The organism is Thalassotalea sp. 1_MG-2023 (assembly GCF_030546745.1).
Classification (GTDB): domain Bacteria; phylum Pseudomonadota; class Gammaproteobacteria; order Enterobacterales; family Alteromonadaceae; genus Thalassotalea_C.
In genome coordinates this window covers 164,675-181,202 of the sequence record NZ_JAUOPD010000001.1, presented here as the reverse complement: position 1 = coordinate 181,202, position 16,528 = coordinate 164,675, and the positions used below count along the sequence as shown (strand labels likewise).

Genomic DNA, 16,528 nt, shown 5'->3' with positions numbered 1-16,528 from the left:
ATCAAATGTACAGTATTAAATAACGATGAGTTTATATAAGAAAATTCTAACTCAATAAAAACAGCAACTTAGTTTTATTTCATCGTGTTAACTTGTAATTTTTATCTCGATAAAATTGCTAATTCGTATACAAAGTACAGTCAGGTAGGATTCATGGATAAATCTTAGATATTAGCGCATTCACCGGCTTGAGGCTTTATGATCGATGAATGCATTATTAAAGATAGTCAATTTATAAGTTCTAAGTTTCAATGAATTGTTAAGGCGCACATAATAAAATGTAGTGCGCCTTAGCCGGTATTAGATTTGACTACGTAATTTTGAAATTTCACGTTGTACATCTGCATTTTTCACTGCGATGTTATCTAACACATCTCTAGCTTTATCATTATCACCTTGTTGTATTAATACCTCGGCATACGATAACTGGGTTTTAATGTCAGTACTGCCAGCATTCATTGCTTGCTTTAATATATCAGCACTTTGCTCATCATTTAGCGCATGAAGAATAACCCCATATGTTTCCAAAACAGGTAAGTAATCAGACTTAACGTCATACGCTTTTGAGATATATTGCTTAGCTTTAGCTAAATTATTTTGCGTATAATGCGCCCACGCCAAATTATTTAAGATAATCAAATTATCTGGTGATTCTTGCAAAGCGAGTTCATATTGAGCAATTTTCTTCTCTGCGCTGTTATCGGTATATAAACTTGCCAATAACATACGCATTTTCACATTTGGCTCTGTTGCTAAATGTTTTTCAAGCACGGCTTCTGCTTCTTTTTGCTTACCGGTAAAACGCAATGCTCTGGCCAGATAAATAGCATTTTGTGCACTACTTTCTAACGAATAAGCTTCAGAAAAATGTTCAACCGCCGCTTCGTAATCTTTCTCAAGCACTGCTACTTGCCCTGCAATAGCATTAATAAACGGATGTTCAACACCTTTATCAGCTAATTTAGTTAAATATGTTTTACTTCCCCGTATATTTTGGTTACGTGCCTCATAATAAGCAATTAACATTTCTATTCTGGTATTGTCAGGAAACACCTTATAGGCTTGTTCTGCGGCTTGTAATGCTAAATCAAACGCTTGTTCAATTTCTAACACACCAATATAGCGTAAATGTAAAATATAATTTTTCGGAAACTGTTCAATCGCCTTATAAAAGGTCGTTTTAGCTAACGTCACGTTTTTATTTTGTAGGTAACTATCGCCTAAAATAGTCCAATAAGCGTCGGGTAAATTATCTCGATTTTCAATATTTGTTAATACGTCAATCGCCTTTGGTAAATCATTATTTAACCGATAATTTTGAGCTAATCCTAGCATCAAATTGGTATTGTCTTTATCTTCGGCTAATAGCTTTTCTAAAAAAGTGATCGATTCAGCAGATTTGTTTTGTTCTTGTTGCAACAAACTATAGCGATTGAGCCCTCCTAAATGACTAGGAGACAATACGAGTAACTTTTCGTATAACGCTTTTGCTTTAGAAACATCGTCTTTTTCATTTAACATTGCAAGGTTGTATAACGCTGAAATATTTTCAGGTTCTAACGTTAATACTGTTTCGAAGTCTTCTTTAGCGTCATTAGTCGCGCCTTTTTTAGTATTAATAATACCTTGCAGCAGGTGACCCGTAGATTTTTTATCTGTAGTTTCGATCCATTCTGTTGCGATAGATTGTGCTTTTTCAACTTGATCAAACCGCAAATACTGTAAGGCTAATGAAAATTCAACATCTGCTAATGATGGATCTATGTTTAAAGCCTGCTCTAAAGAGCTTAACCCTGAAACATCTTGCTGAGATAGCAACATTGCCCCTTTCTGCGCTGCCACATTCGCATTTTCAGGATCTAATTGTTGTGCTTTTTCTAATAAGTCTTTAGCGGTATTAAAATCATTAGAATCAACCAAAGCTGCACTTGTTTCTTGTAAAAAAGCAACATCAGCTTCCGTTAAACCTTCCATTAAATTAAAGGTTTCGGCCGCTTCATCGGTATACCCTAACTTCACACGTACGATGGCTAATAACTTTTGTACTGGATGCGTTAATGGCAATACATCTTCGACCATTTTTAAGTTGGCATATGACTGCTCAATTTCATTTAATTGATAAGCACTCACACCTGCAATCATACGTGCAACAGAAAACTCTAAGCTGCCTTTGTTCGCTTCTTCGGCATGAAATAAAGCATCACGATAGTTTTGCTTATGGTATTCAATTTGCGATTTATATTGATGTGCCAACGATAAGTTTTTAAAGCGTGACATCACTTTATCTAATAATGGTTCAGCTTCTGTAAATTTTTCAGCTTGTAATAATGAGTTAATTTGAAAAAGTAAAACGGGGTAATCTTCAGGAACCATTTTTACATGTTTTGCAAACGTGTCGTTTGCCGCTGAAAAGTTTTTCTGAGCAAAGTAATTATGACCCAATATAACCAGTGCTTCTGCATCTTCTGGAGACTTTTCTAATAGTGCTTTGGTTATTTGTTCGCTTTCAGCATATGACTTTTCTACATAAGATAGGTATGCCTTTGATAGCTGACCAAAACGACTTTCTGGTGCGATAGAGATTGCTTGGCCAAGTAGGTCTTGACCTGTGGCTAAATCTTTTTCATCTAAAGCCGCAGTGCCCGCATAATAAAGCACCCCTTGATAGGTTTCATCACTCATGTTGCTGTTATTGTCGATAAGTAATTGCAACCCGGTATGATCTTCAAGCTTACCTCTGGCAAGTGCTAAGTTCACCACAACACTGTCGTCACTTGCGCCGAGTTCGAGTGCTCTTTCTAATTCCTTTTCAGCATTAGCGTATGCACCCTGTTTAACATAGGCTAGCCCCAAGTGCGTTCTGGCCGCAACACTTTTAGGCTCGATCCTTACCGCGTTTTTAAATTGTACAATAGCTTCAGCAGTATTTGCGTTCTCAATCGATTTTTCACCCATCTGGATGTATTCTTGCGAAGATTTATCACCGCATGCTGATAAACCTAGTGCAACGGCTATCGCAATAGAAAGTGTTATTTTTTTATTATTATTCATGATCGTTCCTTCAATACTAGATTTTATTTAACAACTCAGAGGTTTTCGTTTTCTGTGCTTCTGTTGCTGGTTTTACTTTTAATAGTACAGATTTCGCTTCATTGTTACGGCTATTTTCAAGTAAGTGTTCAACGTAATTTAACGTAATGTCTACGTCTTGTCCTTTCGATAAATCATAAGCTTCTTTCGATTTATTTAGCGCTTCACGCTTATCACCTGATGCCCACAATACTTTTGCATAAGTGTCAGCAATATTAGGCACGTTTGGTGCAAGTTCATAAGCTTTCTTCGCATAGGTTTCTGCTTTATCCAGCTTATTATTTTCTAATGACAACCACGCCAGGTTATTTAACGCGACAACATTTAAAGGTTGCTTACTCACTAACTGCTCATATTGAGCTATAGCTTTTGAGCTATCCTGCTTAACGTAATAATTGGCAAGCAGGTTACGTGCGGGTAAATCATTTTCATGAGCTTCTACGTGTTTTTCTAATCCAGCAATCGCTTCTTCTTGATCACCAGAGCGACTTCGAGCAATAGCAAGTAATACCGCATTTTGACTACTTGGATAATCTTGATAGTACTTTGTTAATCCTTTTACTGCCTCAGGTAATTTATTTTCAAGCAGTGCAATACGTCCGTGAATACCGGCAAGCAAGTTTTCATTTAATGCGTCAGTATCTATTTCATTTAATAGTCTTTTCGCCAGCGCTGTATCACGACCATCCAATAATAATTGCATTTTTACTAATTGAACATTCGTGTTTTTTTCATGTGGGCCAGCCAATGCATTATTGATAACCGTTAATGCACGATCAGCATCTTTTGCTTTCACATAATAATCAGCTAATAAAAAAACCGGTTCAACGTGATAAGGGTTTGCCGTTAGCCACTTCTCAAGGGTTGCTTTAATCTGCCTACCTTTTTGTAATTTATGATAAGCAAAAATTTGTAATTGCCACACTTTTTTCGGTGTTTTAAAGTCAAGCGTTAGCGTATCTGCAACTTTTAAAAGGGCTTGTATTTCATCGGCATCTAGCAACGCTTGCATATATAAGGGTGCATAGGTATTTTTATTATCAGCTGCTTCAAATGCCACTTTTATTGCGTCCAACGCTTCTGCATTTCGCTTTAATGCATAATTATTATGTAAGGCTTTCAGGTTATTTGGGTGTTCTTGAATAGCTTGTTGTGCAATTTTTTCTGCGTCAGATTTTTTATCAAGCTTCATTAACACTGAAGTCAATTCTGTTAGTGCAAATGCATTATTTGGCACAACGTCTAAACTTTTTTTCAGCATGTCATGTGCTTGTTCAAATTCATTTTGGCGGATATGAACAGCTGCTAACATGTTATAACCATCAGCTTTTTCAGGATTTTTTTCTTGCCATTCACTTGCAATATTTCTAGCTTCTTCATAGTTTTCACGATCTAAAGCAACGTAAGCAAGTGCTAACTCAGCACCAATTAAATCAGGGTTTTTCTCAAGTGCGGTTTTTAAATCATCAATTCCGGAGAAGTCGTCCATTAATAGTTTTAACAAACCTTTACGCCCAGACGACTTCGCAGAAGAAAGTTCAGAATCCGCTACTCGCTGAGCAATAATTTTAGCTTCTTCTTTTGCCCCCATACTGAACAAACTAAAGCTCAGCGATGAAAGAAATTCCTGATCTTGTTCAGAAACGGGTGTGTAACCTTGTAAAGCATCGGTTATATTTTCAATAGCACCTAAGTGAAATTGACTAACTGCATACATTTTTCGCGCAGAGTGCTCTGGGGTTAATTGATGAACGATAGCGCCTAGATGTAAATTTGCTTGCTCATATTTTGCTAAATAGAATGCACTTGCGCCAGCAACTAAGCGTAAATGAGGCTTCATGTATTGGCTATTGAGGCCAACCTCGGCATATTTTAATGCTTCTTCATAATCTTTTTCAGCAAAGCGAACCAGTGATTTAACATAGTTGGCTACAGGCTGTTGAGACATCGCAGATAAAATGAGATCTGCATATTTTTCTGCTTCTAGGTATCTATCTGTTTTAACTAACGTGTCGGCCAATAATAAGTAAACTAATTTTGACTGTGGCTGTAATGCTAAATATTGCTCAAAATGTTGGGCAGCGGTTTCATAATCAGCTTTTGCTATAGCGATTTGCCCTTGCAACATCACCGCTTCTGGAATGTCAGCTGTTAAATTTAGACTTTTATTCACCAATGCAGAAGCTCTGTCGAGTTCTTCATCTAACATTGCGATATACGCATTAGATAAAATAGCGTAAGGGTTAGCAGGTAAACGTTTATCAGCCTCTTTTGCCGCTTGTTTCGCTAAATCAGGCTGTTGTGTTTTGATTAACGCTAAAGTTTTATATGACAAATATTCAACTTGCTGTTCATCTGGAAGTGATGTTGATGCTTCTGATAAGTTAATCACTCCTTCGTTATCATCAGCAATAAGGTATGCTCTGGCTAACGAAGGTACTAAGTCTCGCCCAGTAAATTTTAAAGATTGTGCTTTTTCTAATTCTTTTATTGCGCCAGCACTTTCACCTTGCGACAAGTAAAGTTTACCTAAGCTAAACCTTGCTTGTGGGTTTTTCATGTCTAATTGAATGGCATTTTTCAGCGCTATTTCAGTTTCTTTTAATTTGTTTTCTGATTGGTATTGTTTTGCTTGCGCGAGATGATCTTCAACAGTAAGGGTTTCACCACAGCCAGCCAATGCGACCATAACGGCTAATGATATTGCTGCTTTTTTATTTAACATGAGAATTCCCTCTTTCGTTCTATTTATTTTTATATTGTCTACTTGGCGTCTAACAGCGAATGTAGTCTGTTGATAATTTACTCTATTTGTATAGCAATTACCGTAAAACTGCTAGTCTAAACCTGTTTTAATTTTGCTTTATTGTTATTACACAACTTATAGAAAAGCTCACATTACGTGAGCTTTTTATGGTTAACCGCGAGTATTAAGCAGTGGAATATTGACTGCTAAATTACTGTAACAAGTATGGTCTGTTACTAAAATGAGTACGTCAGCCCATGCTTCAATATCAGCAATGCTATCTTTTCTAGGGCAATCCCATTTAGGAACAAACGGGTCATGGTAACAAACTTCAACACCGGCTTTATTGAAGCAATCTAAAATAGCGTCAGCGGGTGTTTCTCTACAGTCATCAACATTCGCCTTATACGCGACGCCCAAGATACCAATACGTTTACCTTTAACGGCAGAAAGCATTTCTAATGCTTTTTCACCGATCACGTAAGGTCTTTCATCATTGATTTTACGTGCTAATCGGACAAAATCACCCGATTTAGTATTTTCAACTAAGAACCATGGGTCAATCGGTATACAGTGACCACCTACTCCAGGTCCTGGTGTTAATACATTCACCCGTGGATGACGATTAGCCAGCTTTATTACTTCGTACACGTTTACGTCTAGCTCTTCGGCAATTTGTGCAAGCTCATTTGCAAAAGCAATACCTACATCTCTTGAGGTGTTTTCAACTAATTTAACGCACTCTGCTGTTGTTAAATCCGTTAAGAACACTTCACCATTTACAAAGCTTTGGTAGATACGTTTTACTTTTTGTTGTGCTTCGCTGCTTGATGCGCCAATGATACGATCGTTGTTCACTAGTTCGTGTAAGGTTTGGCCTGGTATTGCGCGTTCAGGGCAATGCACTACATCAATTTGTAAGCCCGCATCAGCAAATCGTTGTTCAACCGCTAAACTGGTTTGCGGAGAAATGGTTGATTCAACAATTACTGTTTGGCCATTTTTCGCCACTTTAGCAATAGCATCTGCGGCACTGAAAACATAGCTTCGATCGCAAGCGTTATCTTTGTGCGGTGTAGGTACAGCAACGAGGTAAGTATCAGAAGAAGGTATAGACGTTGAAGCCTTTAAGAAGCCTTGCTCTACCACTTTTTTGATTAATTCAGGCATACCTACTTCATCAAACGGGCATTCGCCACGATTGATTGAGTCTACTTTTTCTTGGCTTAAATCAATACCCGTGACTGAATAACCAGCTTGAGCGATTAAACTTGCAATTGGCAAGCCCATATAGCCCATACCAACAACGGCAAGTGTTTCATTTTTAGCAACAATCTTCTCTTGCAAGTCGACTTGTTCAGTACCCGTAATAATATCTAGAATCGTTTCAGCTACATGGCCGTCGCCAAAAGGGTTTTCCCAAGAAAAATCACCTTTTGCTAACCACTTTTCAGCTGCAGCTAATGCTTTATCGCCATCTAAACCCACTAATACATTCGCGCCTACTTCGATAGACTCTGGCCGTTCTGTATTTTCACGTAAGGTAATACATGGCACACCTAATAAACAGGCTTCTTCTTGTATGCCGCCTGAGTCGGTAAGAATTAATAGTGCGTGTTTTTGTAATTGAATAAAATCTAAATAACCAATAGGCGGTAATAGTTTTAAGTAACTTGGTACTTCAATACTAAATTCTTTTAACTTTGCCTGCGTTCTAGGGTGAATAGGCCATACAATAGGTTGGCTGTATTTAGCGTGTAGTTTATCAAACAAAGCTAACAGCGCTTGTAAACTTGCTGGCGTATCAACATTAGATGCACGATGCGCGGTTACTAAAAAATAGTTTTTATCGGTAACACCAAGATCAGCTAAAATTTTACTTTTTTCAGCTGAAATCTCTAAATGTTGAAATAATGAATCTGAAACCGTGTTACCCACAGTGAAAATATTGTCAGCATTAATGCCCTCTTTCGACAATATTTTATGTTGATTAGGCCCAACTGCAAATAAATAATCGCTGATATGATCGGTCATAATTCGGTTGGTTTCTTCAGGCATGGTACGGTCATAACTACGTAAACCTGCTTCAATGTGACCTACTTTAATACCTAATTTTGATGCAGCTAATGCACCGGCAAGCACCGTATTAGTATCACCTTGTACCAATACAACATCAGGCTTTTCGTCAAGTAAGATAGGTTCCATTTTGATCAAAATGTTACCGGTTTGATTACTATGCAAACCAGAACCCACGCCTAAATTGTAATTTGGTTGAGGTAGATTCAATTCTTTGAAAAAGATGCTGTCCATCTCTTCTGAATAATGTTGATTTGAATGAATAATAAAGTAAGCCACGCCACGCTTTTGGCACTCGCGAATTACTGGTGCCATTTTGATAATTTCTGGGCGTGTCCCAACAACAATCCCTACTTTCATGCTTCAATCCTTACTAATAAGCTTATCTTTGACTTAATGATGTTATTTAACATTGTTTAGATACCAAGGCATCGCTTCTAAGATACCCTGTTGTATTTTATAACCTGGAGCATAGCCCAGTTTCGTTGCGGCTTTTGATATATCAGCTTGCGAATGTCTTACATCACCAGCACGAAAATCTCGATATTCTGGGGCTTGCTCTACATTCACACCGTTATCAATTAACGCTGTTTTAATTGATGCGAATAAATCATTTAGTGTAGTACGGTCACCTACAGCAACATTATACACTTCATTTTTCGCATCTTTAGCAGCTGTAGCCGCTAAAATATTCATTTGCACCGTATTTTCAATGTAACAAAAATCACGACTGGTTAAGCCGTCGCCATTGATAAATACCTGCTCGTTTTTAATCATCGCGGCTGTCCACTTAGGGATCACAGCTGCATAAGCACCATCTGGGTCTTGACGCTTTCCAAACACATTAAAGTAACGCAAACCGATACAGTTAAAATCATAGGTTCTGGCATACACACTTGCGTATAGCTCGTTAACATACTTGGTCACAGCATAAGGAGACAATGGATTACCGATATTTTCTTCAATCTTTGGTAATGCCGGATGATCGCCATATGTTGAACTACTAGCTGCATAGACAAAACTGCTGACCGATTGCTGTTTCGCGGCTTCAAGCATATTTAAAAAGCCGGTAATATTGGCGGCGTTAGTGGTAATTGGATCAGCAATTGACCGTGGCACTGAACCTAATGCAGCTTGATGTAATACGTAGTCCACGCTATTTGCAGCATTTTGGCAGGTTTCAAAATCTCGAATATCACCCTCAATAAAGCGAAAATTTTGCCATTGCTCACTGCTAACGCTTTGTTGTACTTCGTCTAGGTTTTTCTGATATCCGGTAGCAAAGTTATCTAACCCAACAACCTTCTGATTCAGCGTTAATAACGCTTCTAATAAATTAGAGCCAATAAACCCTGCAACGCCGGTAACTAACCAGGTTTTAGGACTGGTTAATAATTGCGCTTTTACTGTTTCAAATGATGACACTGTTTAATCCTTTGTACGTTTATAGACGCATATCTACGTGTGATTTATCCAACACACACTTTAAGTCATACAACACATGGTTTTCTCGGCCAAGTGCTTTAATTTCACTAATATCCATGGCTTTAAATTCGCTATGTGCGACCGCAAGAATAACACCGTCGTATTTACCTTTTTCAGGCGTTTTGGTTAGCGAAATACCGTATTCTTTTTGAGCTTCTTCACTCTCACATAGCGGATCTACAACATCAACGTTAATGTTGTATTCTTTTAGCTCATGGATAATGTCGATTATCTTAGTATTACGTAAATCAGGGCAATTTTCTTTAAACGTTAAGCCCATTACTAATACATTTGATTGATCAACCTGAATACGCTTTTGCAGCATACCTTTTACTAATTGAGAAACAACGTATTGACCCATGCCATCGTTAAGGCGTCGGCCAGCGAGAATCATTTCAGGGTGATACCCCACTGCTTGCGCTTTATGCGTAAGGTAGTAAGGATCAACACCAATACAGTGGCCACCAACCAAACCAGGACGAAATGGTAAGAAGTTCCATTTTGTGCCCGCAGCTTCAAGCACCTCTAATGTATCAATACCTAAGCGATTAAAAATTATCGATAGCTCATTAATAAGTGCGATATTGACATCACGTTGGGTATTTTCAATGACTTTCGCCGCTTCTGCCACGCGAATAGATGATGCTTTGTATGTACCAGCCGTAATAATACTGCGGTATAAGGCATCTACTTTTTCAGCAACTTCAGGTGTAGAACCGGAAGTAACTTTTAAAATAGAGGGTAAACGGTGTGTTTTATCACCTGGATTTATCCGCTCTGGGGAGTAACCGACGAAAAAATCTTGGTTAAACGTTAAACCTGATACTTGCTCTAAAATTGGTACGCAATCTTCTTCTGTTGCACCAGGATAAACCGTTGATTCATAGATCACTGTCGCATCTTTTGCGATAACACCACCGAGCATTTCAGACGCTTTAATCAGCGGAGTTAAATCAGGTTGCTTGTGTTGATCAATCGGGGTTGGAACGGTAACGATATAATAATCGCAACCAATAATATCTTGAGTGTTAGATGAGCAAGTAAGTTGTGTTGCTTCATTTAGCTCTTCACGATTTACTTCAAGTGTACGGTCAATACCTTGGTTGAGTTCTTGAACACGAGGACCATTGATATCAAAACCAATAGTTTGAAACTTTTTACCAAACTCGACCGCTAAGGGTAAACCTACATATCCTAAGCCAATAATTGCAATTTTAGGCTGAAAAACTGATTCCATATTCTTTACCAAGCAAAATGTGATTCTTTTTTGTTTTATCTTTCCGAAACAAAACCGCTGTTTACTTACGTTAATAAGTTGCTACAAAATATTAACACCTTCACCATTGTAGCGATAATGATTAAAATTAACTAGATATAATCGCATTAAAGGTTTGTTCTGCTACTTGTTGTTTCCAACGGGGTGACGCAAAGGTGTGATTAGCACCAGCAATGATGATTTCACTACTAAAATTTAATTTTTTCCAAGGAGCATTGTGTGTTCTGAGCTGGCAAAATTCTTGTGCCGTTAGGTCTTGCTCTGCCAAAATTAGATGAGATTGACCCGTATACTGTTGCAACCCCGCTAACATGCCATCAACAAATGAGCCTTCCTGTTGTTGTTTGGCTAATGTTTTTTGTTCTGCAATACCTTGTGCACTTCGAAAAATGTTTAACTTACCCGTGATAAGCTTTTTCCAAAAACTTATGTCGCGCAGTCGATGCCAATAATAATGTGATAAATACGCTTGGGCTTCAGTCGCTGGTTGTTTTACCCAAGGGTTTAGTAACACCACATGATTAATCGAAGTTACTTGTTCTGTTTTTAAAAACAAAGCGATAGCAGATGCTGCGTCACACAACCCCCACAAGGCGATGTTTGTTTTAGGGTATTGTCTATTAAAAAACCTTACTGCCGCTGAAATATCACCAACGGTATGTTGAAACGATTGTATCTCACCGTCGCTATCACCAGCGCCTCGATAATCAAACCGTAAAACGCTAACTCCTTGGCTAGCTAAATATCGTGCAATTTGAACAAACATTCGATGGCTACCAACCCGCGTTTGTGGGCCGCCAACAACCATGATCACGCCCTGTTTAGCATGTTCAACCTGATGTAAAATGCCATGCAAGTGAGCTTCGCCCGATTTGAAACTAACAGGAATTTCTTGATTATGTTGCATCGTCAAGCCACTGCATTGTTTGCTTAAGTAAAGGTATCGGTAGGGTTAACTCTGACGCCTGCCAAAATTTTGCTTGTTGAAAAACTTCGAGGGAAAAGTGAGCACTTTGCGATACAGATTGATATAAGCGATTACGTGCTACTGGTACAGGCATTTGCATTGAAAACTCGCCCCAGAAGATTTTTTTATTAATGGGTAAGCTTGTGTTGATTGCTGCTAGTTCATCTAATAACCCTGCTGATAATTCATACCCTGCAATAAGCGATGTCGATGCTTCACCAATGTATTGGTCATCATTAGGTTGCAACTTTGCCATACGCTTTAATTGGTTAAGGTATTTTTTACCATTAAGTTCTGGATGCCAAAAAACAATATCATGAGCACACTCAAACAGCGTTTCGTTTAACACCAGCGCAGCGGAACAGCAGGCGAGTAAGGTAATTCTCACGTTAGGAAACTGTTGTTTAATATCAGAAATTTGTTCAGTAAGCTCTAAGCGCCAAGTAGCAATTGACGCATCAGTTAGCTCTCCAGCACTATCTCCCGTGCCTGTATAATCAAAAATAACAGACGCTATTTGCTGTACTTCAAGTTGTTGTGCAAACTTACTATAAGCGTGGCGGGTATTGTTCGCGTCTTCAAACAACGGCGGACAAAACACCACTAATCGTTCAAACAACGTAGGTAAACGAACAAAGCGATATAATGCGGTTGAACGTATTGAATAAAAATGTGCGCCAGTTTGAAGCATTAACGTTCGCTATTCACAAGCGCAACGATGGTATCGACAGATTCAAAGTTTTCCGCCGTTACGTCGTCATCGTCTAAGGTTAAATCAAACTGATCTTCTAATTCACCAATCAGATTTACGATGGTCATGGAGTCAAATTCAGGCACCACGCCAATGAGTTCAGGGTTGCTTTGCCAATATTGTTGGTTATAACTCGGCATTAAGCCAGATAAAATTTCTATTAGTTGTTGTTTAATATCACGTTGAGTCATCCGAGTTTTTTCCTAACCATCCTGTTAAAGTTTTTTTAAAGCTAGCCAATACGCTATATCTTAACCACGCCAGTATGCCAATAATCGACTTGGTATTAAACACCAAATAACAATAACGGTGCTGCTTTTCGTTCATCCAATCTTGCTTATAACGCTCATTACCCATACCAAATTCAATATGGCGCATACCATAGTGGTTTAACACATGTTTTGTCATGTATTCAGATAATAAACTCCCTACTGACAGCGAGGAAAACTGCGGGTCATAGGCTAACTTAAAAATAGAGACCTGATTTTCTTGAGTAAACCATATTTGAGACGCTGCTGGAATTTCATCAATATATAGCGTCGCAAAACATAGCTTTTGTTCTGCTTGTGCGTTTAAGCAGGCAGCCAGTATAAAATCGTCGCTGTATTCTTGGCCTTTCCAACTTTGTTGATAAATCGCTTGATAGTCAGTAAACATCTGCTTAACGCTTGTTGGATCATCTGCAATTTGAAAACGAAAATTATGTTTGACTAACTGCTTATTTTTACGTTTTAACGTATTTTTCAATCGGCTCGGTCTTGTGGAAAAGTAGGTATCTTCTGAGTCAATATCGTGAATAAACCAATTGGTTTGCTGTGCAACCACTGTATTTAAATAATGAAAGCTGAGACGTTCGCTAACAATGGGACCAAGTTCAATCAAGTGCCAACGATTAGCGTTAATAATGTGGTCATATAGTAGTTGCCCACTTTGTGGGTAATCTTTATTGACTAAAAAGCTCACTTCTGTTGAATAAAAGCTTATTAAGTTTTTTAACACTTTTGCGCCTAAAAAGCCCCGCTCTTGATAAAGCGGTAGCGCCGCAACTAGTTGTTCATCACACCATAAGGTATGCAACTTACAGCGTTGTTTCGTTACATATTGCTCGGTAGCTTGTAGCCAAAACAACGAGTGTTCAAACAGTTGCGGTGAAAAGCGCTGTTGCCAGTATTCTTCGCTTAAGTCGCTTAGCGTTAGAATACGATATTCCATGTTCATTACTGTTGTCGCAATAATTGCAGTACTTCATCAGTTTTTGTTTGCATCAAGGTGACATCACCCTTGGTTTCAACATTTAACCTGACCACCGGTTCAGTATTACTAGAGCGTAGATTAAAGCGCCAGTTGTCAAATGAAACACTTATACCGTCAACATACTCAATCTCAACCGCTTGCGATTGGTAATATTCTAGTACACGCGCAATGGCCTTTTTAGGGTCAGCTATCGTACTGTTAATCTCACCAGGTGAAGGATATTTCGCGATTCTGTCTTGTACTAAGGCTGAGAGGGGTTGGTTTTTAATACACAGTAGTTCTGCCACTAATAACCAAGGGATCATACCGCTATCGCAATAGGCAAAATCTCGAAAATAATGATGAGCGCTCATTTCGCCGCCGTAAATCGCATCTTCTTCACGCATACGTTCTTTGATGAAAGCATGCCCGGTTTTACTCTGTATTGCTTGACCGCCACTTTGTTCAACAATATCGATGGTATTCCACGTTAAACGTGGATCATGAATAATTTTTCCGCCCGGCTGCTTAGCGAGAAAGTTTTCTGCGAGTAACCCAACAATGTAGTAGCCTTCAATAAAGCTGCCGTTTTCATCAAATAGAAAGCAGCGATCAAAGTCACCGTCCCACGCAATCCCCATATCAGCTTGATGTACTTTCACAGCATTCGCTGTTACAGGTTGGTTCTCGTGTAATAAAGGGTTCGGAATACCGTTTGGAAACGTGCCGTCAGGCTGGTGATTTACTTTGATAAATTCAATTGGAACATTACGCGCTTTAAATGCTTGTTCAATGCAGTCTAACGCTGGCCCTGCGGTACCATTGCCGGCATTAACAACAACTTTTAGCGGTTTAATATTGTCCAATTCAATATAGCTTAATAAATGCTCGGTATATGCACTGGAAATATCATGACAAGTACTTTTTCCCTTTAGCGTTGGCGTAACAAAATTAGCGTTTTCTGCTAAGGCTTGAATATCAAACAGGCCAGTATCACCAGAAATCGGTTTAGAATGCTCTCTAACTAACTTCATTCCGTTGTAGTCTATCGGGTTATGACTCGCTGTCACTACAATACCACCATCACATTTTAAATGGCTTGTGGCGAAATAAATATGTTCAGTACCGCTAAGACCTAGATCAATGACATCTGTGCCGCCATCCATCAAACCATTGGCTAATGCCAGTTTTAATTCTTCGCTAGTTAAGCGAACGTCGCCGCCAACCACAACTGTTTTAGCTTTCGTGTGCTGAGCAAAAGCACGACCAATGCGATAAGCAATATCAGTGTTTAGCTCTTCGCCCAATTTGCCACGAATATCGTAAGCTTTAAAACAGGTTAACTTTTCTTTTGTCATGATAATTATTCTACTATTAACTACGGCCGTATCTGTCTTCGAATCTTACAATATCGTCTTCGCCAAGGTAACTACCTGATTGTACTTCAATCATTTCTAGGGGGAGTTTTCCTGGGTTCTCTAATGCGTGAACTTCACCAATCGGGATGTAAGTAGACATATTTTCACTCAAAAGCGACGTTGTTTCGCCAATAGTAACTTTTGCCGTACCTGAGACAACAATCCAATGTTCAGCTCTATGGTGATGCATTTGTACTGAAAGTTTTGCCCCCGGTTTTACCGTAATGCGTTTTACTTGGAAACGCTCACCCATGTCGATAGAGTCATATTTACCCCAAGGACGGTACACTTCTCGCTGAAATGACACTTCGCTTCTGCCTTGTTGCTTTAATTGTTCAACAATTGCTTTAACATCTTGTGCTTTATCTTTATTAGCCACTAATACCGCATCTGGCGTGTCAACAATCACAAGGTTTTCAACCCCGACTGCCGCTACCAGTTTATCTTGACTGTTGATATAACATTGCGAGGTTTCATGAGTTAATACGTCGCCAATAAAAACATTGTCTTTATCATCACTTTTATCGAGTACATCCGCTAACGCGCCGTAAGAACCCACATCACTCCAACCCGCATCTAGAGGCACTACTGCGGCATTTGATGTTTTTTCCATGACGGCATAATCGATAGATTCACTGATACAAGTTAAAAATGCTGACTTTTCTGGTCTAATAAAATCTAAGTCTTGTTCTGCGCCACTGAATGCTTGCTGACACGCTATGAGTATTTCTGGGCAGTATTTCTCTAATTCATCAATAAAGCATGACGCTTTGAACAAAAACATACCGCTATTCCACAGATAATCACCAGAAGCAACGTATTGTTTAGCGACATCAAGCGCTGGCTTTTCAACAAACTGTTTTACCGAATGAAATTGTTCGCCATCGTTGCCATGTTGAATGTAACCATACCCTGTTTCAGGCTTATCAGGCACAATGCCAAAAGTGGTTAACTTATCTTGCATGGCCGCTGCGGTGGCATGTTCAATCGCTTGATGAAATGCGCCATGATCAGAGATTACATGATCTGCTGCTAACACTAATAACATCGCATGCGGATTATCTTTCATTGCCTGCAAAGCAGCTAAAGCTACCGCGGGTGCAGTGTTTCTGCCTTCAGGCTCAAGTAAAATAGTGCTGTTATTGGCATCAATTTGCCTCAATTGCTCAGCAAGCATAAAGCGATGCTCTTCATTACAAATGAAGATACCTTGATTAATCGTTTTAGGTAATCGCAGCACCGTTTCTTGCAACATTGAATAAGAAGAAGTTAACGGTAAAAATTGTTTCGGGGTATAAGTGCGTGATAATGGCCAAAGTCGAGTACCACTTCCACCACACAACACAACTGGAGTTATGATAGGTTGATCCATTTGTCTTCCATAAACGATGAATTTAATTATAATGTCATCATAAGTGATTTATTAATGCTTCGAAAGTACATTTGCTAAATGTATTATGGATCATAAGCAGATAGTTAAATTGCA

11 protein-coding genes are annotated in these 16,528 nt (G+C 38.8%); all 11 read right to left on the bottom strand.

Going from position 1 to position 16,528, the window contains the following annotated elements; translation table 11 throughout:
- Positions 1-300 precede the first annotated feature (300 nt).
- The 11 genes from prsT (Q4489_RS00750) to Q4489_RS00700 all read right to left on the bottom strand — a co-directional run bounded on the left by prsT (Q4489_RS00750) (position 301) and on the right by Q4489_RS00700 (position 16,414).
- Positions 301-3,051 (bottom strand): XrtA/PEP-CTERM system TPR-repeat protein PrsT, encoded by a 2,751-nt coding sequence (gene prsT / locus Q4489_RS00750; RefSeq protein ID WP_303475783.1) that lies wholly within the window; start codon positions 3,049-3,051, stop codon positions 301-303.
- Between the two features lie 16 nt (positions 3,052-3,067).
- Complete coding sequence (gene prsT / locus Q4489_RS00745) at positions 3,068-5,815, bottom strand: XrtA/PEP-CTERM system TPR-repeat protein PrsT (RefSeq protein WP_303475780.1); 2,748 nt, start codon at positions 5,813-5,815, stop codon at positions 3,068-3,070.
- 192 nt (positions 5,816-6,007) lie between these two features.
- Positions 6,008-8,272: a non-hydrolyzing UDP-N-acetylglucosamine 2-epimerase gene (wecB, locus tag Q4489_RS00740; RefSeq protein WP_303475778.1), complete on the bottom strand. Its 2,265-nt coding sequence runs from the start codon at positions 8,270-8,272 to the stop codon at positions 6,008-6,010.
- A gap of 42 nt (positions 8,273-8,314) precedes the next feature.
- Positions 8,315-9,337 carry an NAD-dependent epimerase/dehydratase family protein gene (locus Q4489_RS00735; RefSeq protein WP_303475777.1) on the bottom strand — a complete coding sequence of 341 codons (1,023 nt, stop codon included), beginning with the start codon at positions 9,335-9,337 and terminating at the stop codon, positions 8,315-8,317.
- Positions 9,338-9,356: 19 nt separating this feature from the next.
- On the bottom strand, positions 9,357-10,634 hold the full coding sequence (tviB, locus tag Q4489_RS00730; protein WP_303475773.1) for a Vi polysaccharide biosynthesis UDP-N-acetylglucosamine C-6 dehydrogenase TviB: 1,278 nt from the start codon (positions 10,632-10,634) through the stop codon (positions 9,357-9,359).
- A gap of 127 nt (positions 10,635-10,761) precedes the next feature.
- The gene (locus Q4489_RS00725; protein WP_303475770.1) at positions 10,762-11,580 is read right to left on the bottom strand and encodes a hydrolase 1, exosortase A system-associated; all 819 of its coding nucleotides are present in this window, start codon (positions 11,578-11,580) and stop codon (positions 10,762-10,764) included.
- Positions 11,570-12,331, bottom strand: a complete 762-nt coding sequence (locus tag Q4489_RS00720; RefSeq protein WP_303475767.1) for a hypothetical protein — start codon at positions 12,329-12,331, stop codon at positions 11,570-11,572. The genes Q4489_RS00725 and Q4489_RS00720 overlap by 11 nt, the downstream gene beginning before the upstream one ends.
- Entirely contained in the window at positions 12,331-12,582 is a 252-nt protein-coding gene (locus Q4489_RS00715) for a phosphopantetheine-binding protein (RefSeq protein WP_303475764.1), read from the bottom strand. Before Q4489_RS00715 ends, Q4489_RS00720 begins: the two co-directional genes overlap by 1 nt.
- Positions 12,569-13,603, bottom strand: a complete 1,035-nt coding sequence (locus tag Q4489_RS00710) for a GNAT family N-acetyltransferase (protein ID WP_303475761.1) — start codon at positions 13,601-13,603, stop codon at positions 12,569-12,571. Before Q4489_RS00710 ends, Q4489_RS00715 begins: the two co-directional genes overlap by 14 nt.
- A gap of 5 nt (positions 13,604-13,608) precedes the next feature.
- A complete protein-coding gene (locus tag Q4489_RS00705; RefSeq protein ID WP_303475758.1) occupies positions 13,609-14,982 on the bottom strand; it encodes a phosphomannomutase CpsG in 1,374 nt (457 codons plus the stop codon).
- Positions 14,983-14,998: 16 nt separating this feature from the next.
- Positions 14,999-16,414 (bottom strand): mannose-1-phosphate guanylyltransferase/mannose-6-phosphate isomerase, encoded by a 1,416-nt coding sequence (locus Q4489_RS00700; protein WP_303475755.1) that lies wholly within the window; start codon positions 16,412-16,414, stop codon positions 14,999-15,001.
- Positions 16,415-16,528: the final 114 nt, after the last annotated feature.